Consider the following 22,144-nt stretch of genomic DNA (forward strand, 5'->3'; position numbering starts at 1 on the left):
CTCGGCGGACAGGATACCTCAGATGGCGATGTTTCCCTTCCAGAAGGAGACAGGTCAGGAAAGGTCCTTCACCAGCTCCAGCCCCGCTTCGGTGCGGCTGAGGTACCAGGTCAGGGCCTGCCCATCCACCAGCTCGACCCTGGCGTCGGGGAAGCGCTTCTGCAGCTCGGTCTGGTGGCGGCGGTTGAAGCGGTAGGGCTCCGTGGGCAGCAGGATGATCTGCGGGTTCAACGCGGCGAGATCCTCATCCGTCAGCGTGGGATAGCGGTCGGGGCCGATGGGTGTGAGCCCGCCGTGCCGGATCAGGTCGCCCACGTAGGTATCGGGCCCGGCGCTCATCCAGGGCTCCTTCCAGATCAGCGTGAGGGTGCGCGGGCCCTTGCGCTTGCGGCCCTTCAGCATGGCCTCCAGGGCCTTGGCACGGCCCTCGGCCTGGTCCGCCACGCCCAACCGTTCGCCCAGCTCGCGCAGGCCCGCGACGGCCTCTTTCACCGTGCGGATCTCCAGCGCCATCCAGGGGAGGCCCAGGGCCGTGAGGGCTTCGGCCACGGCCTTGGGGTTCTCGTCGCGTTCGAGGATCACGAGATCCGGCGCCAGGTCGCGGATGCGCGCCAGGTCGGGATCCTTGGTGCCGCCCACGGTGGGCACACTGTTGCGGATCCAGCGGGGTTCGATGCAGTAACGGGTGCGGCCCACCAGCCGGGCGCCGAGGCCCCACTGGACGAGCAGCTCTGTCACCGAAGGCACGAGGCTGACGATGCGCTGCGGGGTTGACATGTTCCGGGGGGACCGCCTGCTCGCTTCACTCGCGAAGTCCCCCCGGGCCCCCTCTTCGCCCGCAGGCAAAGCCTGAGGGCGAAGGCTCGAGGCGCCCGTCAACACGAGCGCCTCTGGGCGGTCGGGGACCAGGAGCTTGACGCCCAGGTGCGGATCCTTGATCTTGCCGAGGCCCGTGGGGCAGAGGTCCAGCAGCGGACAGGCGGCGCAGTCCGGGCGGCGCGCGTCGCAGACGCGGCGGCCATGGAAGATGAGCTGGTGGTGCAGCTCGATCCAGTCCTCGCGGGGGAAGGCGCGGCAGAGGTCGGCTTCCACCTTCTCGGGCGTCGTGGCCTTCGAAAGGCCGAGCCGGCGCGCCACGCGGAAGATGTGGGTGTCCACCGCCAGGGCCGGCACGCCGAAGGCGTTGGCCAGCACGACGTTGGCGGTCTTCTGGCCGACGCCCGGCAGCGCGCCCAATTCGTCGGGATCCGAAGGCACCTGGCCGCCGTGGCGCGCCATCAGGGCCTGGCCGAGGCCGAGCAGGTTCTTGGCCTTGTTGCGGAAGAAGCCCGTGGACTTGATGAGGGCCTCGATCTCATCCAGACGGCCCGCGGCGAGGCTCTTCGCATCGGGAAAGCGCGCGAAGAGCGCGGGCGTCGTGAGGTTCACGCGGGCGTCCGTGCACTGGGCGCTGAGGATGGTGGCCACCACCAGCTGGAAGGGATCCATGTGGTCGAGGGCGCAGCGGGCATCGGGGTAGGCGGCCCGGAGCCGGGCCTGGAGCTCTCGGGATTTGGGTGTCGGCTTCGGCGCGGACTTGGGCTTGTCGGGGCTCATGGAATCAGCATAAAGGCGGCGTCTGCCGATGAGCAGCGCAGGATTCGATAGACTAGGGATCGAGGTGCAATATGCCCACCACGTTGACTGGGAAGCTCGATTGCCAGGAAACCGCCCGTCACTACCTGGACCTGGTCCGTTCCAACATCAAGAAGCTGGGCTTCGCCCCGGGCCTGGGCGTCATCCTCGGCAGCGAGGATCCCGGCAGCGTCACCTACCAGCGCTGGCTCATGAAGGACTGCGAAGACGTGGGCATCAACGCCGCGGACCTGCGCGTGGAAAACGGCATGCAGATGGTGAAGCTGGTGGCGCGCCTGAACCAGGACGAGAAGACCCACGGCGTCTTCATCTTCTATCCCCTGCGCTACGCCGAAATCAAGGACGACGAGGTCATGGACCTGGTGGACCCGGGCAAGGACATCGAGGGCCTGCACGCCATCAACATCGGCTTCCTGAACAAGTACCGGAAGCGCATGGACGACGGCACCCAGCACCGCTGCATGACGCCCTGCACCGCGCGGGCCATCGTGAAGACGCTCAAGCGCGGCTTCGGCGAGGGCTGGCTGGCGGGCAAGACCGTCGTCGTCATCAACGACAGCCTGCGCATCGGCCGCCCGCTCACGGCCATGGTGGCCAACCTCAAGGCCACGCCCATCCTCTGCCACGCGGCCACCAACAAGGATCACCTCGAGGGCTTCCTGCGCATGGCCGACGTCATCGTCAGCGCCGTGCCCGCGCCGGGCTACCAGATCAACACGAACTGGATCAAGAACGGCGCCCTCTGCTTCGACCTCAGCGGCGATGGCAACTTCGACTACGAGGCCCTCGAGCGCCGCGGCATCCCCTACACCGACACCACCAAGAACAGCGTGGGCAAGGTCACCCGCGCCATGGCCCTGCTGAACCTCACCTACGCGGCGGGGTTGGGCTGAGGCAATCCGCTAAAAAATGAAACCGCGAATGGCGCGAATGGGCGCGAATGAAAAGATGGCTTCTTGTTTTCATTCGCGCGCCCGGAGGGCGATTCGCGTCATTCGCGGTTAACGATCTTTTAGAACCGCACGGTGAGCACGAGGCCCAGGGCGCTGTGGCGCTTGGGGCTCGTGCCGTCGGCGAAGGGCTTTTCCAGGTGCTCGCCTTCGAGGCTGAGGGCCCAGTTGGGGTGGAAGGCCCAGCCCACGCGCAGGCGGGGGCCGATGTAGCCGCCGTCGCCGGAGCGCGCCTCGGCGACGGCGCCGAAGCCCAGGAAGACGTCCTCGGCCGTGGCATTGGCATCCACGATGAAACGGAAAGCATCGGTGCCGTCGTCCCAGTGGCGCAGGCCCAGGCCGACGCCGAGGTGGACGCGGGAGAGGCTGCCCGGATCCTTCAACTCGATCTCGGTGACCGGCGTGGTGAATTCCGCCGCCGTGGCGTGGGGCTGGCGGATCACCGACACGAAGGCCGACTGGGCCGACAGGGGCAGGACCGGCAGCAACAGGAGGGGCAGGAGGCGGCGCATGGAGGGGCTACCGGCCGGGCCCTTGAGCGGTTTAGCGGGCCCGCCACTCCGAAGCCAGCAGGCCATAGACCGCATGGTCCACGTAGCGGCTCCCCAGACGCTCGGCCTGACGGAGGGTGCCCTCGTGGCGAAAGCCCAGGCGCTTGGGGATGGCTCGGCTGCGGCGGTTGCGGACGGCGGCGCGGATCTCGATGCGGTGGAGGCCGAGGGTGCGGAAACCGTGTTTGAGCAGGGCCGCGACGGCGGCGCTCATCAGGCCCTGGCCCTCGGCCTCCTGGGCCAGCCAGTAGCCGATGGCGGCGTTGAGGTTGACCCCGTCGATCCAGTTGAAGCCCGCCACGCCCACGAGCCGGTCCTTCCACCAGAGCCCGAAGGATTGGCCCAGCCCCGCCTCCCGGAGGGCCCGCATGCGCAGGATGTAGGCGCGGGAATCGGCGGCGCTGCGATTGCCGTCGGGCCAGGGCAGCCAGCGGCGCAGGCGCTCCCGGTTCGCGTCTACCAACGCATAGAGGGCCTTCGCGTCGCCCGGGCTTAGCGGGCGCAGCTCCAGGCCGCGGCCGGCCTTCAACACTTCGGGCACGGTTCCCCCTATTTCCCGGCGGGGTCCTGCAGGGCCGCGGCGCGGCCGGCGCGCCACAGGACGAGCAGCTGGTCGAGCAGGTCGCCGAACTGTTCCAGGCGCATGGCGTTGGGGCCGTCGCTGTGGGCCTTCTCGGGGCAGTCGTGGACTTCGAAGAAGAAGCCGTCGACGCAGGTGGCCGCGGCCCGCGCCAGGGTGGGGATCATCTCCCGGGCGCCGCCGGTGGCGTTGCCCAGGGCGCCGGGCTTCTGCACGCTATGGGTGGCGTCGAAGACGACGGGGCAGCCGGTCTTGCGCAGGTGGGGGAAGCTCTGGAAATCCACCACCAGGTTGCCGTAGCCGAAGCTGGATCCGCGCTCGGTCACCCACACGGGGCCGTGGCCGGAGACGGATTTCAGCTTCTCCACGCCGTGCTTGAGGTCCCAGGGCGCGAGGAACTGGCCCTTCTTCAGGTTCACGGTGCGGCCCGTGCCGGCGGCGGCGATGAGCAGATCCGTCTGGCGGCAGAGGAAGGCGGGGATCTGCAGCACGTCCACGGCCTGGGCCGCCGGGACGCACTGGTCGCTCTCGTGGACGTCCGTCAGCACGGGCACGCCGAAGCGGCTGCGCACCTCGGCGAGGATGTCCAGGCCGCCCTCCATGCCGGGCCCGCGATGGCTGCCGCCGCTGGTGCGATTGGCCTTGTCGAAGCTGGATTTGTAGATGAAGGGGATGCCCCGCGCCTCGGCCAGGTCCCGCAGGGCCGAGGCCATCATGAGGGCGTGCTCCCGGCTCTCGATGACGCAGGGCCCGGCGATGAGGAAGAAACTCTGATCGGTATAGGGTCGGGCGAAGTCCATGGCCACCTCAGCCCCAAGTTTAACGCCGCACGGCCATTGACGGGTTGTCATCCATCGCAGCCGACTCGCTGTCATAATGTTCACCTGAGGTGGGATCCACCCTTGCCTGGAGCCGCTATGGCGAAGCTTCTGATGGAAGACGATCTGAACCGCCGCCTGGTGGCGCTGCTCCAGCAGGAGGGGCGCATGAGCCACGCGGAGCTGGCAGAACGCCTGGGCGTGAGCCGCCCCACGATCATCGACCGCGTGAAGCGTCTGGAGGCCGACGGCGTGCTGGGCGGCTATGCGGCCCGGGTGACGCCGGCCTCGGTGAACAAGCCCACGGTGGCCTTCGTGGCGGTGCGCTACAAGGACAACAACGAGGGCATCGAGCAGCGCTTCATCAAGGCCCTGGAAGAGGAACCCGACATCCTCGAGGCCCACACCATCGCCGGGGAGGACGCCCTCCTGTTGAAGGTGGTGGCCGACACGCCCGCGGGCATCGCCGAGCGTCTGCGTCGCATCCGCGTGCTGGGCCCCATGGTCACCACGCGCACCACCATGGTGCTGGAAACGCACTGGGAGAAGGCCGGCCCGAGCCCCTTCCCGGTCGACAGCGGCGTGAAGAAGGTCAAGAAGTGATCGCTCCGACGCCGGAGCCGCCCTACTACGCCGTCATCTTCAGCAGCCAGCGCACCGATGGCGATCGCGGCTATGCGGCGATGGCGGATCGGATGGAGGAGCTGGCCCGTCGCCAGCCGGGCTTCCTGGGCGTGGAAAGCGCCCGGGATGCCGAAGGCTTCGGCATCACCGTCTCCTACTGGAAGGACGAGGCTTCCATCGCGGCCTGGAAGGCCCAGGCGGAGCACGCCGCCGCCCAGCGACTGGGGCGCGAGCAGTGGTACGAGACCTTCCAGGTGCGCGTCTGCCGCGTGGAGCGCGCCCACCTCATGGGGCCGCGAGAAGGCCTGCGCTGATGCTCGCCTGGATCGCCTACCTCACGGTGGCCATCGTGTGGGGATCGACCTACATGGCCATCGCCATGGGCGTGGAATCCTTCACGCCCTACGGCATGGTCGCGGCGCGGTTCACGGTGGCCGCCGTGCTGGCCCTGGGCCTGGGCCGGCTGCGCCGCGAGCCCTGGCCGCCGAAGCGGGAGTGGATCCACATCGCGGTGGTCGGTGCCCTGTTGCTGGGCGGCTCGAACCCGCTCGTGTCCTGGGCCGAGCTGTACGTCTCCTCGGGGCTGGTGGCCGTGATGGGGGCCCTGGTGCCCCTGTGGCTGGCGGTGTTCTCGGCGACCAAGGAACCCCTCGGCCCCAAGGGCTGGGCGGGCCTCGCGTTGGGCCTCGCGGGCGTGGCCGTGCTCGTGTGGCCCAGCGGTGGCGTGCGCATCCACACGGGCGGCCTCATCGCCATGGTGGCCGCGCCGCTCATCTGGTCCTGGGGCACCCTGCACGGCAAGCGCCACATCCATGGCGGCGGCCTGCTCACCAACGTGGGTCTGCAGATGGCGACGGCGGCCCTCATCGGCCTCCTGGTGGCGCCGCTCACGGGCGGCCTGCTGCGGGCCCCGCTCACGCATCGGGCCCTGCTCGCCGTCCTCTACCTGGCGCTGTTCGGATCGGTCCTGGCCTTCAGCGCCTACATCTACCTGGCGAAGGCCTGGCCCCCCGCCAAGATGGGCACGTACGCCTACCTGAATCCCCTCGTCGCCGTGCTGCTGGGCAGCCTCATCCTGCACGAGGCCTTCGGCCCCCGCGAAATCCTGGGCATGGCCGTCATCTTGGCGGCGGTGGCGCTGGTGCAGTTGAGACCCAAAGCGGCGGCCTCCGCGCCGGAGGGCGCGGACGTCTGACCTTCCCGCTCAGTGGGCGGCGCGCTTGGTAAGTGCCGGGTAGGAGGGAACCGTGGTTCGGGCGGGTACCTTGGGCCGGGCGGCCCGGGCTGCCGCGCGCCGGGCGGCCAGACGCACGACATGATCGGTGCCGACGAAGGCAAGGAAGAGGAATAAGACGAGCAGAACGGTCATGGCAGCCCCCTCTACTGATCCGTGTTCGTTTTCTTGTGCAGGATCACGTGCTCGTAGATGGCCTCACCGCAGATCCAGGCGATCAGCAGGATCGTGACGATCCCCAGGACGCTGTTGGTGATGTTCAGCATGAGGGTTTCTGAGTTGTGCCAGTTGGCGAGATCGAACATGTCCACCTCCTTGGGGTACGGCATGGAAAGCGTGATGGTTCAGGACGGTCGCGGATCGTCCCATTGCGAGGCCACGAACAGCGGCTCCTCCACGCGGCTCGGGGCCTCCTCCTGCGGGTGGGCCGGCTCGGGTTCTGCGGTCTTGAAGACGGGCAGGTACTGGGCGATGTAGGAGAAGGCGCAGAAGCCGATGGCAGTGATGCCGAGCATGATGAAGACTTCGATCAGCGACGGGAAATAGGTCTGGCTCGGGTAGTGCTCCAGGCCCGTGATGGCCGTGTTCATGCGGTTGAAGGCGAATCCCAGCACGACGAGCAGGCTCGCGACGTAGAGGCCGGTCTGGGAGGTGCGCACCTTTTCGAAGAGCAGCATGGCGAAGGGGATCAGGAAGCCGATCGAGAGCTCCGCATAGAAGGCCACGCTGTAATAGCTCAGCGTGATCATTTCGTGCAGGGTGCCCCGTGACAGGAGGTCCTGGATCCGCACGACGAGGTAGACGGCCAGGGCCAGCGCGACGATCTTGGCGAGCTTCGCTTGCAGATGCGTGGGCAGGAAGGGGCGACCATTCCTGGAGAAGAGGAGGGATTCCAGGGTGACCATCGAGAGACCCGAGGCGATGCACGAGATGAAGAAGAGGCCCGGCAGCAGCGGCGTGTACCAAAGCGGGTGCAACCGGTTCGGAACGATCAGGTAGAGCGATCCGAAGGAGGACTGGTGCAGGGTGGAGAGGAGCACGCCGAAGATCATGAAGGGCAGCGACACCGCATGGATCCATTTGATCGGCGAGTGGATGTTGAACTTCTCCAAAACGATGGGCGCGAACTCCAGCGAGAGCACGGTCGTGTAGAGCATCAGGCACCAGCTGATCTCGCACATGACGGAATGGGGGTTCCACATGACCAGCGGATGCCAGAAGTGGTCGGGCCGTCCGAGGTCGATGATGAGCACGAGGACCACCAGGAGGTATCCGATGAAGGCCGTGAGGATGGCCGGTCGCACGATGGGTTCGTACTCGTGGGCGTGGAAGAGGTGGACGGCGGCGACGATGGTGAAACCCGAGGCCGCGAGTCCGATGCCGAGGAAGTCGAAGCCGATCCAGAGGCCCCATGGGAAGGCGTCGCTGAGGTTGGTGGTGGCGCCGAGGCCGAGCGTGAACCGCGCCGTGGCCGCCAGGGCTCCGGCCAGGATGAGGATGGTGGCGATGGGGCGCCATCCGGTGACGTGGGGGAGTCTCGGGAGTCTCATGCGTCATCCTTGGGCTGGATCGCGGCGCCTTTTTTCTTCGAGGCCTCGGACGCCTCGTAGGCCTGCACCTCGGTGCGCCGGTCCGTGATCCACCAGATGCCCGCCAGCAGCACGCCGCCGACGGAGAGCACGTTCGGCACCTTGGACAGGGCGCTCATCGTCAGAAGGGGCATGGGCGTTTTCCCCAGCCGCGAATCGAAGCCGAGCTGCTCGAAGGGAACGGGGCTGATGAACAGCATCGAGGTGCCGCCGACATCCTGTTCGCCGTAGATCTTCGGCACGTACTTGCCCGGCTCGGCGCCGATGCGGCGGGCTGCTTCGATCAACAACTGATCGCGGTCGCCGAAGGTCGTCGCCCCTGTGGGGCAGGCCTCGGAACAGGCCGTCGGCTGGCCCTTTGCGAGCCTGGCCGCGCAGAAGGTGCACTTGCGAATGGAAGGCTTGGTGCTGCTCCATTCGTACTTGGGCACATGGAAGGGGCAGGCCTGGAGACAGTACCGGCAGCCGATGCATTTCTCGCCGTCGTAGGAGACGGGTCCCAGCTCCGATTTGGTCAGCGCCCCCACGGGGCACACGGACACGCAGGTGGGCACGTCACAGTGCTGGCACATGCGGCGCACGTACAGATCGTTGTACTTGCTGAGCGCGGTGTAGGCCGTCAACGACAGGAATTTTTCTTCGTTCGGCGGTTGCCCGTTCTGCGCCTTGCAGCCGGCCTGGCAGGCGTTGCAGCCCACACAGAGCGAGACGTCGATCAGCATGGCTTTCTTCTTCGCCATAGAAGGTTCCAATCAGAGATGGGCGTCAAAAATCCTGCAGACTTCAAGGGAACGAAGTCCGACGCAAAACCCATTGGTCAAGTTGCATGCCAGGACACGCGGCTCAAAACGGATTCACTATCCGCTTCAAAAAATGGACTTGGACAGTGATTTGTGGAGAGCGCGGAAGGCCGCGCCATCCTTTCCACCGCGCCATGGCGCAGAACCGTCAAATACGACGGGTGAACGCGCGGCCATCGTCGAAAGGACCGTGCACATGCGTCCAAAAATTTTGTGATTTGTATGGATTTCCGCGCGCGCGAAACCGCTACACTTAAAGATGACCGTTGTGTAATCAACGGATGTCTTGAGGCGTTAATGCCTATGCGGACAGAATCTTACGAAAATCAATTAATCAGCGGCGACGAGATTGGCATCCGCCGCGATTCCATCAAGATCAAGAAGCGCACGACGTTCGCGGCGCACGTCTCCACGCTGCTCCTGAAGCGTACGGAGATGAACGCGATCCTGAACACGACGCCGAACGCCGTGTTCATCCTCACGCGGGACGGCATCACGCGCTGCAACCGCGCCGCGGTACGCATGCTCGGCGTGGCGTCGCTCAACGAGCTGCGCAACAAGTATGGAAGGAAGGGAGAGGGCTTCCTCCTCCGCTGGCCAAAGAACCTGCTTCCGCTCCGCGAGGACGAGCGCCCACTCACGCGCGCGCTCAAAGGCGAGTCGGTCACCGAAGTGGTGCTGGCCATCCACGCGGAAACGGGCGAAGAGATCACGCTGCGCATCACGGCGGCGCCCATCCTGGCGAAGGGCCGGATCATCGGCGCCGTCGGCATCCACTCCGACATCACCTGGGGCGAACAGCTGAGCTCGAATCAGGCCGCAGCTTTCACGAAGCAGGCCGGCGCCGATCATCTGCTTTCGCAGGAGCAGGCCCTGCGGCGGCAGGCGGAGAACGACCTGCACCGGGCCAAGGTGGAACTCCAGGCCCTGAAGGACCGCATCCGGTCCGCCGACATCTATCCCTTCCACGAGACCAACCACACCTACCATTTCGGCGAGGTGATCGGGCAGAGCCGCTGCCTGGAGAACGTCTTCTTCCGCGTGGAAGCCGTGGCCCCGCAGGATTCGACGGTGCTGCTGCTGGGGGAGACGGGCACCGGCAAGGGGCTGGTGGCGCGCGCGATCCACAACCGCAGCCTGCGGAAGCACCGGCCGCTCGTCGTGGTCAACTGCACGGCGCTTCCCGCCAGCCTCATCGAAAGCGAACTGTTCGGCCGTGAGAAGGGCGCCTTCACGGGCGCCAGCGCCCAGCAGCTGGGCCGCTTCGAGATGGCCGACAAGGGCACCATCCTGCTGGACGAGATCGGCGACCTGCCCTTCGAACTCCAGTCCAAGCTGCTGCAGGTCATCCAGGAGGGCGAGTTCAGCCGGCTGGGCAGTTCGAGAACCGTGAAGGTGGACGTCCGCATCATCGCCGCCACCAATCGTGACCTCTACGAGGAGATCCGCCTGGGGCGCTTCCGGGAGGACCTGTTCTATCGTCTGAATATCTTCCCCATCACCCTGCCTCCGCTGCGCGATCGCAAGGAGGACATCCCGCTGCTCGTGGAGTATTTCCTGGAGAAATTCAACCGCAAGCTGGGCAAGAGCCTGCGCCACGTCACGAACGAGACCATGGGCCGCCTCATGGCCCACGCCTGGCCTGGGAATGTCCGCGAACTGGAAAGCGTGATCGAAAGGGCCGCGATCATCTCGCCCGGCGCGACGCTGCAGGTGCTGGATCATTTCGAGACGGCCGTCCCGGTCCGGGCGGCAGATGAGGCGAAACCCCTGATCGATCTGGAACGCGACTACATCAGCGAGGTACTGAACCGCACCAATTGGCGGATCGAAGGCGACAAGGGCGCGGCCCACATCCTCGGCATCAATCCGAGCACCCTGCGTGGGCGCATGCGGAAGGAAGGCATCCGCCGGCCCTGAGGGCCATCCGTCACATTTGACGATTCCGCCTCATGACGCGGCGGTTGGGCCCGCACCTCGAAGCCGCAGCGAGGGGCCGCGGGCTTCCAAGATTCCTTTTTAAAAGACATAGGGCGCTACGCGTCGCGCGGTTCAGCTTGGCACGTGAATTGAAGTCTTCAACACCTGGACATCGAGGAACCCGGCTGGAACGATCCGCAGCCCGATCAAAGGAACCGCCCATGCGCGCTCACGAAATGGCGCCTTCCATCGGCGTCGCATCTGCATCGACACGAAGGATGGAACTCGAACGGTTCGAAGCCCAGTTGGCCGAATGGACCGCCCTCATCGGCCAGTGCCGTGCCCATGCGCGGAGGTCGGCGCCGCAGGTCCAGGTGGAGCTCGACCACCTCACGGACGAACTGCAGCTTCAACGGAACGCCGCCAGCGTCCAGCTCCTGCGGTTGAAGCATGCCGCCGACACCGAGTGGGAATCCGAGAAGGCGCAGATCGAAGCGGTCTGGCGGGCCGTCCGGGCTTCGTTCCAGAAGATCCGGGCCAGCTTTTGAAGAAGGCCTTAGGGTGTGGCGCCCGATGCCAAGGTTGGCGCCAAGGCTGATGTCGGCGCAGGTGTCGTGCGGCCGTGGGGGAAATCCGGGATGCGCTCCAGATCCTCGAAGAGGTTTGACCGGATCTTGCGGAGCGAGGCCTGCAGCTGCTGCTCACGTCGGCCCTGTTCCTCACGGGGAAGGGCCGCAAGTTCCCGACGGGCCCACAGCACGTGGTAGGTCTCCTCCCAGAGGGGTTTGTCGGAACCTGGCGAACAGAGGCGCGCTTCCACCACGGCGGGCGAGGACCAGCGCCCCATGAGCATGGAGCCGCCGATCCAGAAGGCGCTTTCCTCCACGAACTCGTAGAGGCCGAGCCCGACGGCCAGCCGGGTGTTGTGGACGAGCAGGCCCGTGCCGACGCCCCAGGCCACGCCGCTGAGGATGCCCCAGGCGATGTACTTGGTCCTCACCTCCCCGAGGCTGGTGAGGGTCAGGTGCAATTGGAGAGGGGCGGCTGGATCGAGGCGCAGCCCGCGCGAGGTGGCTTCGGTGCGCAGCTCGGCCTCGAAGGCTTGCCGGTGCCGCTCCAGCGCAGCCCGGCGCGCCGCGGGGGAATCGGCCTCCCCGGTGGCGCTCCACAGGTGGGACAACCGACGGCTGTGGTCCTCCACGTCCACCGTCAAACCCAGGGCGGGCTCGCCTTTCCGCAACGCGACCTGGGTCAGGGGAGAGCGACAGCCCAGGCCCAGGAGGGCGAGGATCAGGACGATCCCGGGCTTCAAGAAGCGGATCCTTCTCCGGCCTTGAACAAGCGCCAGGCGGCCGTTCCGAGCACGAGCAGGGCGAGCCCCGCGATCCAGGGCATCCAGGGCCGGGCGCGCTGGTCGGCGCCTTCACGGTGGGGCAGGCCCTGTGCGTCCGGTTCCGCCGCGCCGAGGCTGAGGGGGGCGCTGGAGGCGAGGCTGCGCAGCGAGGGCAACGCACCGAGGCTGCCGGGGGCGGGCTTGGCCTCGCCGCCGAGGTGGAGGGCGTAGGCCTGGCCGGCTTCCGCGGGGAAGAGCAGGGTCTGGCGCCGCACGAGCGCCCGCAGGCTCAGGGGGGTGGCGCCTTCGGGCAGGCTGATGGTGAGCGTGCCCGCCTGCACGGGCGCGAGGGCGATGCGGGTGGCGCGCGTGCCGAGGGCGGGCAGGTTCCAGACGAGGTCGCTGCAGGACCAGGTGAGCGCGTCGGCGGGGCTCTCTCCGATGCGGATCTCGGGCCGCAGCGGCGCGGCGGGCGGGGCCAGCGTCAGCTCCAGGCCAACGATCCGTTCGGTGTCGGGAAGCCTCAGCCGCCAGGTCCCCGGCTGGCCGGGTTCGGGGGCGAAGGCGCCCTCCAGGGCCAGCTCCGCCTCCAGGGCCTCGGGCCGCGTCTCAGCGCGGACGGAGAGGCTGCGAAGGCGTGGGGCCTCGCCCTGGGAGGCGATGAGCGTGAGACGGTAGCGCTGCCCGTCCCAGGGCAGGTCCAGGCCGCGCCGGCTGCCTGAAGGAGACAGATCGTAGAGGTGCAGGGGCGCGACGGGATCATAGGCGATGAAGCCTCCGCCCTCGCGCTGGCGTTCGGCCTTCACCTGCGCAACCCAAGGGGCGTGCCCGTCGAGGTCCAGATCGAGCCGCAGCGTTTCGCGCTCACCCACCTGCCAACCCTCGGGCAGCTTCAGTGTGAACTCCGCCGTGGGCCGGCCCTCCGCATCCTTGCCGAGGAGCAGGTTCTCCAGGGGCAGCGCCCGCGAGGCCCACAAACCTTCGCGAGCCTCGAGGAAGGGGATGCTCCGACCCGTGGCGTCGCCGATCCAGGCGCCCTTCAGAAGCCGCTGGGAGGCGGCGTCCAGGGGCAGCCGCGCCCATCCGCTGGTGGGCGCGGGAGAGGGAGAGATGGGGCGGCGCTGCAGGGAGGCGCGGTCCTCCCGGGTGCAGGCGAGGAGCAGGAGCAGGAGGCAGGCGGCGCGCTTCATGAGGGTTCTCCGGCCTTCTTGCGGTTCGCGAGGATGGCCGCGGCCATGCCGATGCCGCCCACGCCGAGGAAGGCGAGGGCCCGCAGCGGCGTGTCCGCGTGATCCAGATCGAGCGCGATGAGCTTGAAGCTGGCCGCACCCATCCAGACGTAGCCCGCGATCATCAGCGCGCGACGGGCCGCGTCGCGCCCACCGAGCCCGAGCATCCACTGGCAGGCGCCCGAGAGCGCCCAGACGAGGGTCAGGGTGATGGACGCGGCCCGGCTGGGCCCGTAGCCCAGGTGCGCCGGTGTCTGGAGGTGATGAACGAGGCGCGCCGCCTCGAAGGCGAGGCTCAGGTTGGCCGTGAGTTCGAGGGCGAGGAAGGACAGCAGGGAAAGCGGGCCACTCCGTCGCGTCAGCAGCCACCACGCGACCGAGGCGAGGGCACCTTCGGCGAAGGAGGCGTTGAGGAAGGGCGTCAGGGAGGCGTCGTTGAAGGAGAAGCTGTCGAAGCCGTGGAAGGCCCAGCGCAGGGTGGTCAGCAGGGCCAGGGCCGCCGCGAGCCAGCGCAGGGCCGAGGCCTCCTCGGCGAAGTGGCTGTCCTCGGCTTTCAGCGAAACCCAGGCGAGGCCCAGGGCGAAGGCGCCCCAGAGCGGCCCCACCCAGGCCCAGGCGAGGGCCACGGGCACGGCGAGGGCCAGGTGTCCGGCGGCCAGGGCCAGCAGGCCCCAGTCCGCGCGGCGGCCCGCCATGCGCCTCCGCAGGGGCTGCACCAGGCCCAGGTTCAGGGCCGCCACGGCGATGACGGGCAGGGCGAAGGCCTCGGGGCTCAGGTCCAGGCGCTTCCAGATCATCCAGGCGTACGTGGTGGCGAGGATCGAGGCCACCAGCCACAGCACCGTCGGCGTTCCGGGGGTCTCCTCGGTGCCCGGCAGCCAGGCCCAGAGGCCCGCGAGGATCAGGTGGAGCAGGAGCAGCGCGGCCAACGGGGTGGCGTCCGCCTTGAGCACGTCGGTGCAGGCGGGCAGGAGCAGCAGCCAGGTGCCGGCGAGGGCCACCCACCGCGCGCCGTGCCAGGCGCCGCCCGTGCGGGCGAGGTAGGGCACGGCCAGCGTGGCGGCCATGAGCACGGCCAGGTAGGTGGCCAGGGCCACCTCGTGATGGCCGCCCTGACTGAAGACGAGGGGTGCGGCCAGGCCCGAGACCAGCGCCACGACGAGGGCTCCGCCGCTGCGGACCCGCGCGGCCAGCGCGCCCGCCAGCAGGGTGACGAGGGCCGTGGCCGCCAGCCCGATGGGCGCGGCGTAGAAGTGGTATTCCATCGTGCCGGCGCGGAAGGCGAACTGCAGGGTGCCGAGGCCCGCCAGCAGGAGGGCCACGCCGAGGGCGCGGCTGCGGCCCTGGAGGGTTTTCGCGGCGAAGGCCGAGATGCCGCCGCCCACGAGGAGGCCGAGGATGAAGCGGAGCTCCGCGCCCACCCAGCCCTGCTGGATGGCCCAGCGGAAGAAGAAGAGGGCGCCGAGCAGGAAGATCGAGGCGCCGATGCCCGCGATCCACACGACGGGCGAGATCTGCTTCAGAGGCGCGGGGGGCGCCTTCGGACGGGCGGGTGTGGCCGTTGGAGGCTGGACCCGGGCCGGAATTTGAGCTGGCGCGGCAGCCTGGGCCGATACCTGAGCCGATACCTGAGCCGGGGTTTGCTGCTGGAGCAGCCAGGCGACTTGGGCCTCCAGCCGCGCCACGCGCGCGGTCAGATCCTGGGGATCGACGGGTCCCTGCGGAGCTTGGGGTTCCATGAAAACTCCATACGGAAGCGTATGGAATCATGCAGCCCCGTCCCGAAGCCTGTCAAGGCCCCCGGTCTAAGCCCCTGATTCAGGCCTCCCGCCGGGTCAGCCCGCGACGCGGTTCCGGCCCTCGGCCTTGGCCTGGTAGAGGGCGGCGTCGGCGCGCGAGATCATGCGCTCGGCGGTATCCTCGCCGCCTTCCCAGGTGGCGAGGCCGATGCTCAGGGTCATGCGGTCCTGGGGCGGCAGGCCCGGCACGGAGTCCCGCATCACCTGCTCGCGGAGGCGGTCCGCCAGGGACCGGGCGCCTTCCAGATCGGTCTGGGGGCAGTAGGCCAGGAACTCCTCGCCGCCGATGCGGCCCAACTGGTCCACCTTGCGCAGCCCGAAGGCCATGCGCTGCGCCATGACGCTCAGCACCTGGTCGCCGGTGGCGTGGCCGAAGCGATCGTTGACGGCCTTGAAGTGGTCCAGGTCCATCAACATGATGGACAGTCCCTGTCCAAACCGAGTGCACTGGTCCAGCTCCATCTCGAGCATGTCGAAGATGTGGCGGCGGTTGTAGAGGCCCGTGAGCGGATCGCGGATGGCCTGGTGGTAGAGGCGCAGGCGGGAATCCTCGAGGCAGAGCAGGCGGCCCAGTTCCTCGGCGGCGATTTCGAAGAGGCGCTCGAAGTCCTCGGCGGAGCGGCGCTCCGTGAGGAAGGCCAGCGAACCCACGGCGGGATAGCCCGGTGTGGTGGCCGAGAAGACGCGCAGCACGGGGTCCCGCAGGCTGCGGCGGCGCTCGTCGTCGTCAGATGCGGGGTGCCAGTGGCAGTTCATGGGGGGCTGGAAGAGGCCCTGCTCGGCCACGGCCTTTTCGAGGGCCTGGCGGTCTTCGGTGCTGGAGGAGGAGCCGTGCACGCCGTGGCACCAGAGGCCCTCTTCGCCCAGGTAGGCCACGATGATGGCGCCGGGTAGGACGAGCTCCTGCAGGATCTCGACGAAGCCCTGGATCAGGTGGGGTGTGTCGTGATCGGACGTGTAGAGGCGCGCGATGGAATCCCGCAGCGCGGTCTCCACGAGGCGCTGCTCCAGGGCCTGGGCCAGGCGCCGCTGGATGGCGTCTACGCCGAAGTTCTCCTGGGCCAGCTTGGGAATCGCGTGGGCGGTGCGGGGTCGGGGGGACTGTTCCGCGAGGGCCTCCGCCACTTCCACCACGTGATCGAGGTCGCGGCCCTTCACGAGGAAGCGGTCCGCCCCGCAGGTCTTGGCCCAGAACCGCGCGAGGCCCGTGCCCTGGGCGGTGAGGAGAAGCACGGGCAGATGGCGGGTGGCCCGGTCGTCTTTCAGGAGGCGGCAGAACTGGTAGCCGTCGAGCAGGGGCATGACGCAGTCGCTCACCACCACATCGGGGAATTCGGTGGCCAGGACGATGAGGGCTTCGGCGCCGTTGCGGGCCTCGATGGTCATGTGGCCGTGCCGCTGGAAGAGGTGCCGCAGCAGGCTCAGCTGGATGGGGTTGTCATCCACCAGGAGGACCTGGAGTGATCGGGGACCCTTCGGTGCAACATTCGTCATAGGTTCTCAGGTATCGAGACGGGCGGATCTCAACATGAGATCGGGCGGCCTCTCGGGTGGAACACTCACCCATGGGATGCTGGGGTTATGCGTTCGCATCATGATGACTACTGGGGCCGGAAAATGACAAGAGACGGAGATCAAATGCGGTCGGAGGGGTAGCCGTGGACGCGCCGCTGCTGCTCGCGCTTTCCCGGGCCTGGCTGAGGGAACGGGGAGACCTGCCCCTGGAGGCGGTCTGGGCCTCGGGCCGGGCCCTGGGCCTGCGCTGGGCGGGCCGGAAGCGCGCGGAAGGCTGGGTGCTGCTCTTGCAGCCCAAGCCCGAACTCTGGCTGCTCGGCACCGAACATCCCGCCTGGAAGCGCCTTCAGGCCGAGGCCGCCAAGGACAGCGCCAGGCTTTGGGGCCCCTGGTTTCAGGGTGCGCGGCTGAGAGCGGTGGAAGGCGATCCCCGCGAGCGGTGGCTGGGCCTCGTGTTCCAGCGGCGGGCGATCACCGGACGGCTGGAGACGCTGCGCCTCGCCTACCAGGCCATTCCCGGACGGCCGGGCCTGCGCGTGGATGGCCTGGATACCCAGGTGCCGCGCCTGGGGCTGGGTTCGCCCTTTCCCGCCGCAGCGCCCCAGCCCGCGGCGGATCCACCTCCGCTGCAGCGCTGGCGTGAGCGCTGGGGAGACCGCTTGGAAGCCGCCCTCGCGGGCGAGGAACCCGAGGTGCTGGAGGGTGAGGGCGATCTGCTGGCGCGGCATCAAGCCTGGTCCGAGGGCCGGGCCGAAACCCTGATCCTCGGGCCCGCCCAGGCTGCCGCCGCGCGCAGGCGCCAGGCCGAATCGGCGCGCCTGGATCGGCTGGCCCAGGCCCTGGCGCGGGACCGCGCCAAGCACGAGGCCCAGCTCCCGCTGAAGGATCAGGCCCGCCGGATTTCGGCGGAGCTCTACCGCCTGAAGGGCGCGACCCGGCAGGTGGTCCTGCTGGATGGCAGCGCGCTGGCGCTTCCCGAGGGCAGCTCGGCCGAGGCGGCCGTGCAGGACTGGTTCGCGGCCGCCAAGAAGGCGGAGCGGGGTCTGGCGCGGGTCTCCGAACTGGAGGCCGAGCTCCGGCGCGAGCGGGCCGCCTGGGAGGCCCGGGCCGCGCTAGAGGCCGAAGGCCTTGCGCCCGAGCCTCCCGCCGCGAGACAACCGAATGGACTGGCGAAGGGGCAGGCGAAGGGCAAGGCCGCCTCGAAGATCACATCGGGCGACAAGGGGACGAAGCGGATGAATGCAGGCGAAGGAAAGCGCAAGGACGGCAAGGGCACGGCCTTCCGCAGCGTCATGGTGGATGGCTTCGAGGTGCTCATCGGCAAGGGCGACGCCGAGAACGATCAGCTCACCTTCAAGGTCGCCGACAACCTGGATTTCTGGCTGCACGTGGCCAGCGTGCCCGGCAGCCATGTCGTGATCCGCAACCCCGACAAGCTGAGCGAGCTGCCGCGCCACGTAATCGAGCGCGCCGCCGAGCTGGCCGCCTACCACAGCAAGGCCCGGGACGGCGGCAAGGTCGAAGTCCACCTCGCCCGTATCGCGGACATCAGCAAACCCAGGGGCTTCGCGCCGGGCAAGGTGATCCTCAAAAAATGGATCGGCGTTCGGGTGTATCCCAAGCCCTGAACAAAAAAAGCCACAGATAACACCAGGGCCCGGCGAAAGCCGGGCCCTGGCCTCGATTCCGGGTCGGAGGAGGAATCGAGTCTTTCTACCGGGCCTTCTGGATCTGCTCGGTGAGTTCGGGCAGCAGTTCCACGAGGTCGGCGACGACGCCCACCTGGGCAGCCTGGAAGATGGGGGCCTTGGGGTTCTTGTTCACGGCCACGATGAAGGGGCTGCCCTTGAGGCCGCCCAGATGCTGGAAGGCGCCGCTGATGCCCAGAGCCAGGTAGATCTTGGGTTTGACGGTCTGGCCCGAGGTGCCCACCTGGCGGCCCTTCTCCAGCCACTTGGCGTCCACGATGGGACGCGAGCAGCACACGGTGGCGCCCATAGCTTCGGCCAGGTCATCCACCAGCGACAGGTTGTCCTGCTCGCCGATGCCGCGGCCCACGGCCACCAGCACCTCTTCGCGGGTGATGTCCACGTCGCCCGCTTCGGCCTGCACCACCTCCACGAAGCGGCGGCGGGCGCTGAGGCCCGCGGCTTCAGGAGACTTGTCGATCACCGTGCCGACAGCCGAAGGGCTCGCGGGCGCGAAGGCACCCGAGCGCACGGTGACGACGGCGCCCTTGGATACATCGCCCTGGACGTGAGCGGATACCTGCCCCGCGAATTCCTGGCGCACCACCTTGAGCTGCGTGCCCTCGACGCCGTCGAAACCCACCACGTCGGGCAGGTAGGCGGCGCCCAGCTTCACGGAGAGGCCGGGGCCCAGGTCGATGCCCAGGGTGCTGTGGGGCAGGATCACGATGGATCCGGCGGGCAGAACCTTCACGAGAAGGGGGCGGATGAGTTCCGCATTGGGATAGGCCAGGGTCTCCTGATCGAAGGACCAGACTTCGGGGAAGGAGGCGGCCACTTCCTGGGCCACGGCCTTCAGGCCAGGGCCAGAACCCAGCACGAGGGCCGTGGGAGCAGCCTCGGGAAAGAGGCTCTTGGCGGCGCTGAGCAGTTCCAGTGCGGAATCATCGGCCTTGCCCGCGGCGTGGGCGATGAGTGCAAAGACGTTGGCAGCCATTAGTTGAGCCCTCCCTTGGCCTTGAGCAGATCCACCAGCTGGGCGGCCACTTCCTTGGTGCTGCCCGTCAGCATGTCGGCGCCGGCGCCCACGGCGGGCACGAAGTAATCCACGCGCCGCACCTTGGCCGCGGCCTGACCCACCGCCGCCGCATCGACGCCCAGGGCGGCGCCGTCGAGAACGGGGATTTCCACCGAAGCCACCTTGCGGATGCCGCGCAGGCCCACGTAGCGCGGCTCGTTGATGCCGGTCTGGATGGACAGCACGCAGGGCAGGTCGATGTCGCTGAGTTCCTGACTGCCGCCCTCGATCTCGCGGCCGATGCGCAGGGTCGGGCCGTTCACTTCGACCTTGTTGACCAGGGAGGCGTAGGGACGATCCAGAAGGGCCGCCAGCATGCCGCCCACCTGGGCCGCGCCGTCATCGGCCTGGGCCCCCGTGAGGATGAGGTCGTAGCTCTTCTTTTCGGCGGCGGCCTTGAGGATGGTGGCCACGCCCAGGCCGTCCGAACCGGCGAAGGCATCGTCCACCAGCATGAGGCCGGCTTCGGCGCCCATGGCCATTTCCCGGCGCACCACTTCCTCGGTGTCCGAGTCGCCCAGGGCGACCACGGTCACGGAGCCGCCTTCGCGCTCCACGATCTGGATGGCCTCTTCCACGGCGTAGTTGTCCCACTCGTTCACGGCGTAGACCAGGTCCTCGCGGCTGATGTCAGCCCCTCCGGACGCCACGCTGATCTCGTTCTCCGCCGAATCGGGAACGCGTTTCACACAGACGAGAATTTCCATACATGTCCTCCGATGGGGATGAATCAGTGCTGCAGTTGTCCGTCGACCAGTTCGCAGAGGTCGATGGCTTCCATCTGGCCTTCGAGGCCCGCCACCTTGATGGCGTCTTCCATGTTCGTGAGGCAGAAGGGGCAGGCGGTGACGATGACGTTGGCGCCGGCCTCCTTGGCCATGTTGATGCGCACCACGCCCATGCGCTGCTCCTCTTCGGGCTCGAAGAAGAGGCCCAGACCCCCGCCGCCGCAGCAGAAGGAGCGGTCGCGGCAGGCGCCTTCCATTTCCACCCGCTTGATGCCGGGGATGGCGTCGAGGGCCGTGCGGGGCGCTTCATACATGCCGTTGTGGCGGCCCAGGTAGCAGGGGTCGTGGTAGGTGTAGGTGCGCGTTGTATCGGCCAGGGGGTTGAACTTGAGCTTGCCGCTCTCCACGCCCGCGGCGATGACTTCGCTGATGTGCTCCACCGGTGGCAGGCCCGCGTAGTCGTTCTTGAGGGCGTTGTAGGCGTGGGGATCGCTGGTGACGATGCGCTTGGCCTGGGATTCGAGGATGGCTTCGGTGTTCTGTTCCTTCAGGCTCTGGAAGAGCATTTCCTCGCCGTAGCGCCGCACCTCGTGGCCGCTGTCCTTCTCCTCCTTGCCCAGGGCCATGAAATCAATATCGGCCTTGGTGAGGATGCGGGCCGTGGCCTGGGCGATCTTCTGCATGCGGTCGTCGTAGGACGTCATGCTGTCCACGAAGTAGAGCGCTTCGGCGGTGTCGCCCTTTTCGAGCAGCTTCACGTCGACGCCTTCGCCCACGCCGGCGGCCCAGTCGGCCCGCTTCTTCTCCAGCTTGCCCCAGGGGTTGCCGCGCTTCTCGAGCGCGCTGAGGGGCTTCTGCAGGGACTGGGGCACCATGCCCTCATCCACCATGCCGCGGCGCAGATCCACGATCTTGTCGATGTACTCGATGCCGATGGGACATTCCGCTTCGCAGGCGCCGCAGGTGGTGCAGGACCAGATTTCGTCCTCGCTGTAGATGCCGCCGATGAGGGGCTCGGACTGGCCGTCGGAGATCTGGCCCAAGGGATAGCGCTTGAAGGTGTGATCGCGGCCCTTGATGCTGATGAAGCGCGGAGACAGGGGGCGCTTCACGCGGTTGGCGGGGCACTGGTCCGAACAGCGGCCACAGTCGGCGCAGCTGTAGAAATCCAGGATGTGCTTCCAGGTGAAATCCTCGAGCTTCTTCACGCCGAAGGATTTCAATTCGTCGAGTCCCTTGTCGTCCACGCCGTGGCGTACGGGCTTCACATTCCCGGGCCGCAACCGCATGAAGGCGACGTTGAACAGGGACGTGATGACGTGGAAGTGCTTGCCCATGGGCAGCAGGCAGAGGAAGTAGAAAAAGGTGAGGTCGTGGATGGCATAGCTGGCCAGGTTGAGTTTGGCCAGGGCCGGAATCGAGATCCCGGTGAACAGGTGCTGGAAGGCCCAGGCCAGCGTGAACGGAGCGGCGCCGCCGTGGGCACCCGCCGCCAGGAGGCTGCCTTCGAAGGCGCTTTCCGACACCAGCAGGGTGCCGATCAGGCCCAGCACCAGCAGGGCTTCGCCCGTGTGGTCCTTGCCAAGTTCCTTGGGCACGGCGTAGCGGGCCGGGCGCACGATGCCGCGGCGATACGCCAGCACCACGACGGAGAGGAAGACCGCGGTGGCCGCGTAGTCCTTCGCCACGTTGTAGGCGGCGCCCAGGGAACCGCCGAAGCCCGGCAGGGTGAAGCGCTCCATGAAGCCCAGGAAGATGAGCTGGAAGGAGCGCAGGCCCAGCACCAGAAAGCCCAGGAAGAGGACGATGTGCAGCACGCCCGCCAGCATGTAGCGCGGGTGCCGCCACTGGGCCAGCCAGACCTTGAGCACGAGGATGGTGCGCGCGCCCAGGTTGTCGAAGCGGGGATCTGGCGCGGCCTTGAGGAGGGGCGCCATGCGACGCGCCATCATCCAGGTGAAGCAGATCACGCCCACCAGGGGGATGAGCAGGAACAGCAGCCGGGCCGGCACCCCCGCCAGGGTTGCGGAGGCGGGTGAAAAAGGAGCCGTGAATGCCATGAAGACCTCCGTG

At 67.9% G+C, this 22,144-nt stretch carries 22 protein-coding genes; 7 read left to right on the forward strand and 15 right to left on the reverse strand.

The genetic code is table 11. The features are described from left to right. Nucleotides 1–54 precede the first annotated feature (54 nt). A complete protein-coding gene (nth, locus tag QSJ34_RS10570; RefSeq protein ID WP_285574914.1) occupies nucleotides 55–1,596 on the reverse strand; it encodes an endonuclease III in 1,542 nt (513 codons plus the stop codon). 71 nt (nucleotides 1,597–1,667) lie between these two features. Between nth and QSJ34_RS10575 the strand changes: the two genes are divergently transcribed. Next, nucleotides 1,668–2,528, forward strand: a complete 861-nt coding sequence (locus QSJ34_RS10575) for a bifunctional 5,10-methylenetetrahydrofolate dehydrogenase/5,10-methenyltetrahydrofolate cyclohydrolase (protein WP_285574917.1) — start codon at nucleotides 1,668–1,670, stop codon at nucleotides 2,526–2,528. 119 nt (nucleotides 2,529–2,647) lie between these two features. Here QSJ34_RS10575 and QSJ34_RS10580 read toward each other — a convergent pair whose 3' ends face one another. The 3 genes from QSJ34_RS10580 to kdsA are packed head-to-tail and all read right to left on the reverse strand — an operon-like array spanning nucleotide 2,648 to nucleotide 4,516. Then, a complete protein-coding gene (locus QSJ34_RS10580; protein ID WP_285574919.1) occupies nucleotides 2,648–3,097 on the reverse strand; it encodes a hypothetical protein in 450 nt (149 codons plus the stop codon). A gap of 31 nt (nucleotides 3,098–3,128) precedes the next feature. Then, nucleotides 3,129–3,677: a GNAT family N-acetyltransferase gene (locus tag QSJ34_RS10585; protein ID WP_285574922.1), complete on the reverse strand. Its 549-nt coding sequence runs from the start codon at nucleotides 3,675–3,677 to the stop codon at nucleotides 3,129–3,131. Between the two features lie 8 nt (nucleotides 3,678–3,685). After that, complete coding sequence (gene kdsA, locus QSJ34_RS10590) at nucleotides 3,686–4,516, reverse strand: 3-deoxy-8-phosphooctulonate synthase (RefSeq protein ID WP_285574927.1); 831 nt, start codon at nucleotides 4,514–4,516, stop codon at nucleotides 3,686–3,688. 117 nt (nucleotides 4,517–4,633) lie between these two features. Here kdsA and QSJ34_RS10595 point away from each other — a divergent pair, with 117 nt between their 5' ends. The 3 genes from QSJ34_RS10595 to QSJ34_RS10605 are packed head-to-tail and all read left to right on the forward strand — an operon-like array spanning nucleotide 4,634 to nucleotide 6,353. Further along, nucleotides 4,634–5,137 carry an Lrp/AsnC family transcriptional regulator gene (locus QSJ34_RS10595; protein WP_285574930.1) on the forward strand — a complete coding sequence of 168 codons (504 nt, stop codon included), beginning with the start codon at nucleotides 4,634–4,636 and terminating at the stop codon, nucleotides 5,135–5,137. Beyond that, complete coding sequence (locus QSJ34_RS10600) at nucleotides 5,134–5,472, forward strand: antibiotic biosynthesis monooxygenase family protein (RefSeq protein ID WP_285574933.1); 339 nt, start codon at nucleotides 5,134–5,136, stop codon at nucleotides 5,470–5,472. Before QSJ34_RS10595 ends, QSJ34_RS10600 begins: the two co-directional genes overlap by 4 nt. Further along, nucleotides 5,472–6,353, forward strand: a complete 882-nt coding sequence (locus QSJ34_RS10605; protein ID WP_285574936.1) for an EamA family transporter — start codon at nucleotides 5,472–5,474, stop codon at nucleotides 6,351–6,353. The genes QSJ34_RS10600 and QSJ34_RS10605 overlap by 1 nt, the downstream gene beginning before the upstream one ends. 9 nt (nucleotides 6,354–6,362) lie before the next feature. Here QSJ34_RS10605 and QSJ34_RS10610 read toward each other — a convergent pair whose 3' ends face one another. The 4 genes from QSJ34_RS10610 to QSJ34_RS10625 are packed head-to-tail and all read right to left on the reverse strand — an operon-like array spanning nucleotide 6,363 to nucleotide 8,721. After that, a complete protein-coding gene (locus tag QSJ34_RS10610; RefSeq protein ID WP_285574939.1) occupies nucleotides 6,363–6,527 on the reverse strand; it encodes a hypothetical protein in 165 nt (54 codons plus the stop codon). Between the two features lie 11 nt (nucleotides 6,528–6,538). Further along, nucleotides 6,539–6,697, reverse strand: coding sequence for a hypothetical protein (locus tag QSJ34_RS10615; protein WP_285574941.1), 159 nt, complete (start codon nucleotides 6,695–6,697; stop codon nucleotides 6,539–6,541). A gap of 39 nt (nucleotides 6,698–6,736) precedes the next feature. Then, nucleotides 6,737–7,942, reverse strand: a complete 1,206-nt coding sequence (gene nrfD / locus QSJ34_RS10620; RefSeq protein WP_285574944.1) for an NrfD/PsrC family molybdoenzyme membrane anchor subunit — start codon at nucleotides 7,940–7,942, stop codon at nucleotides 6,737–6,739. Next, complete coding sequence (locus QSJ34_RS10625) at nucleotides 7,939–8,721, reverse strand: 4Fe-4S dicluster domain-containing protein (protein WP_285574946.1); 783 nt, start codon at nucleotides 8,719–8,721, stop codon at nucleotides 7,939–7,941. Before QSJ34_RS10625 ends, nrfD begins: the two co-directional genes overlap by 4 nt. A 363-nt stretch (nucleotides 8,722–9,084) precedes the next feature. Here QSJ34_RS10625 and QSJ34_RS10630 point away from each other — a divergent pair, with 363 nt between their 5' ends. Beyond that, on the forward strand, nucleotides 9,085–10,701 hold the full coding sequence (locus QSJ34_RS10630) for a sigma-54 interaction domain-containing protein (RefSeq protein WP_285574949.1): 1,617 nt from the start codon (nucleotides 9,085–9,087) through the stop codon (nucleotides 10,699–10,701). A 221-nt stretch (nucleotides 10,702–10,922) separates the two neighbouring features. Continuing rightward, nucleotides 10,923–11,249, forward strand: a complete 327-nt coding sequence (locus QSJ34_RS10635) for a sll1863 family stress response protein (RefSeq protein ID WP_285574952.1) — start codon at nucleotides 10,923–10,925, stop codon at nucleotides 11,247–11,249. A gap of 8 nt (nucleotides 11,250–11,257) precedes the next feature. Here QSJ34_RS10635 and QSJ34_RS10640 read toward each other — a convergent pair whose 3' ends face one another. From QSJ34_RS10640 to QSJ34_RS10655, 4 genes are all read right to left on the reverse strand, one after another. Beyond that, nucleotides 11,258–12,013 carry a hypothetical protein gene (locus QSJ34_RS10640; RefSeq protein ID WP_285574954.1) on the reverse strand — a complete coding sequence of 252 codons (756 nt, stop codon included), beginning with the start codon at nucleotides 12,011–12,013 and terminating at the stop codon, nucleotides 11,258–11,260. After that, a complete protein-coding gene (locus QSJ34_RS10645; protein ID WP_285574957.1) occupies nucleotides 12,010–13,224 on the reverse strand; it encodes a hypothetical protein in 1,215 nt (404 codons plus the stop codon). The genes QSJ34_RS10640 and QSJ34_RS10645 overlap by 4 nt, the downstream gene beginning before the upstream one ends. Then, complete coding sequence (locus tag QSJ34_RS10650) at nucleotides 13,221–15,002, reverse strand: DUF2339 domain-containing protein (protein WP_285574959.1); 1,782 nt, start codon at nucleotides 15,000–15,002, stop codon at nucleotides 13,221–13,223. The genes QSJ34_RS10645 and QSJ34_RS10650 overlap by 4 nt, the downstream gene beginning before the upstream one ends. Nucleotides 15,003–15,098: 96 nt before the next feature. Further along, nucleotides 15,099–16,556 carry a GGDEF domain-containing response regulator gene (locus tag QSJ34_RS10655; protein ID WP_285574962.1) on the reverse strand — a complete coding sequence of 486 codons (1,458 nt, stop codon included), beginning with the start codon at nucleotides 16,554–16,556 and terminating at the stop codon, nucleotides 15,099–15,101. 164 nt (nucleotides 16,557–16,720) lie between these two features. On the opposite strand from QSJ34_RS10655, the gene QSJ34_RS10660 reads away from it, so the two are divergent. Beyond that, entirely contained in the window at nucleotides 16,721–18,205 is a 1,485-nt protein-coding gene (locus QSJ34_RS10660; protein ID WP_285574965.1) for an NFACT RNA binding domain-containing protein, read from the forward strand. A gap of 85 nt (nucleotides 18,206–18,290) precedes the next feature. Here QSJ34_RS10660 and QSJ34_RS10665 read toward each other — a convergent pair whose 3' ends face one another. The 3 genes from QSJ34_RS10665 to QSJ34_RS10675 are packed head-to-tail and all read right to left on the reverse strand — an operon-like array spanning nucleotide 18,291 to nucleotide 22,131. Further along, entirely contained in the window at nucleotides 18,291–19,262 is a 972-nt protein-coding gene (locus QSJ34_RS10665) for an electron transfer flavoprotein subunit alpha/FixB family protein (protein WP_285574968.1), read from the reverse strand. Beyond that, the gene (locus QSJ34_RS10670) at nucleotides 19,262–20,050 is read right to left on the reverse strand and encodes an electron transfer flavoprotein subunit beta/FixA family protein (protein ID WP_285574970.1); all 789 of its coding nucleotides are present in this window, start codon (nucleotides 20,048–20,050) and stop codon (nucleotides 19,262–19,264) included. The genes QSJ34_RS10665 and QSJ34_RS10670 overlap by 1 nt, the downstream gene beginning before the upstream one ends. A gap of 23 nt (nucleotides 20,051–20,073) precedes the next feature. After that, a complete protein-coding gene (locus tag QSJ34_RS10675; protein ID WP_285574972.1) occupies nucleotides 20,074–22,131 on the reverse strand; it encodes a (Fe-S)-binding protein in 2,058 nt (685 codons plus the stop codon). Nucleotides 22,132–22,144 lie beyond the last annotated feature (13 nt).

The organism is Geothrix limicola (genome assembly GCF_030268085.1).
GTDB lineage: Bacteria > Acidobacteriota > Holophagae > Holophagales > Holophagaceae > Geothrix > Geothrix limicola.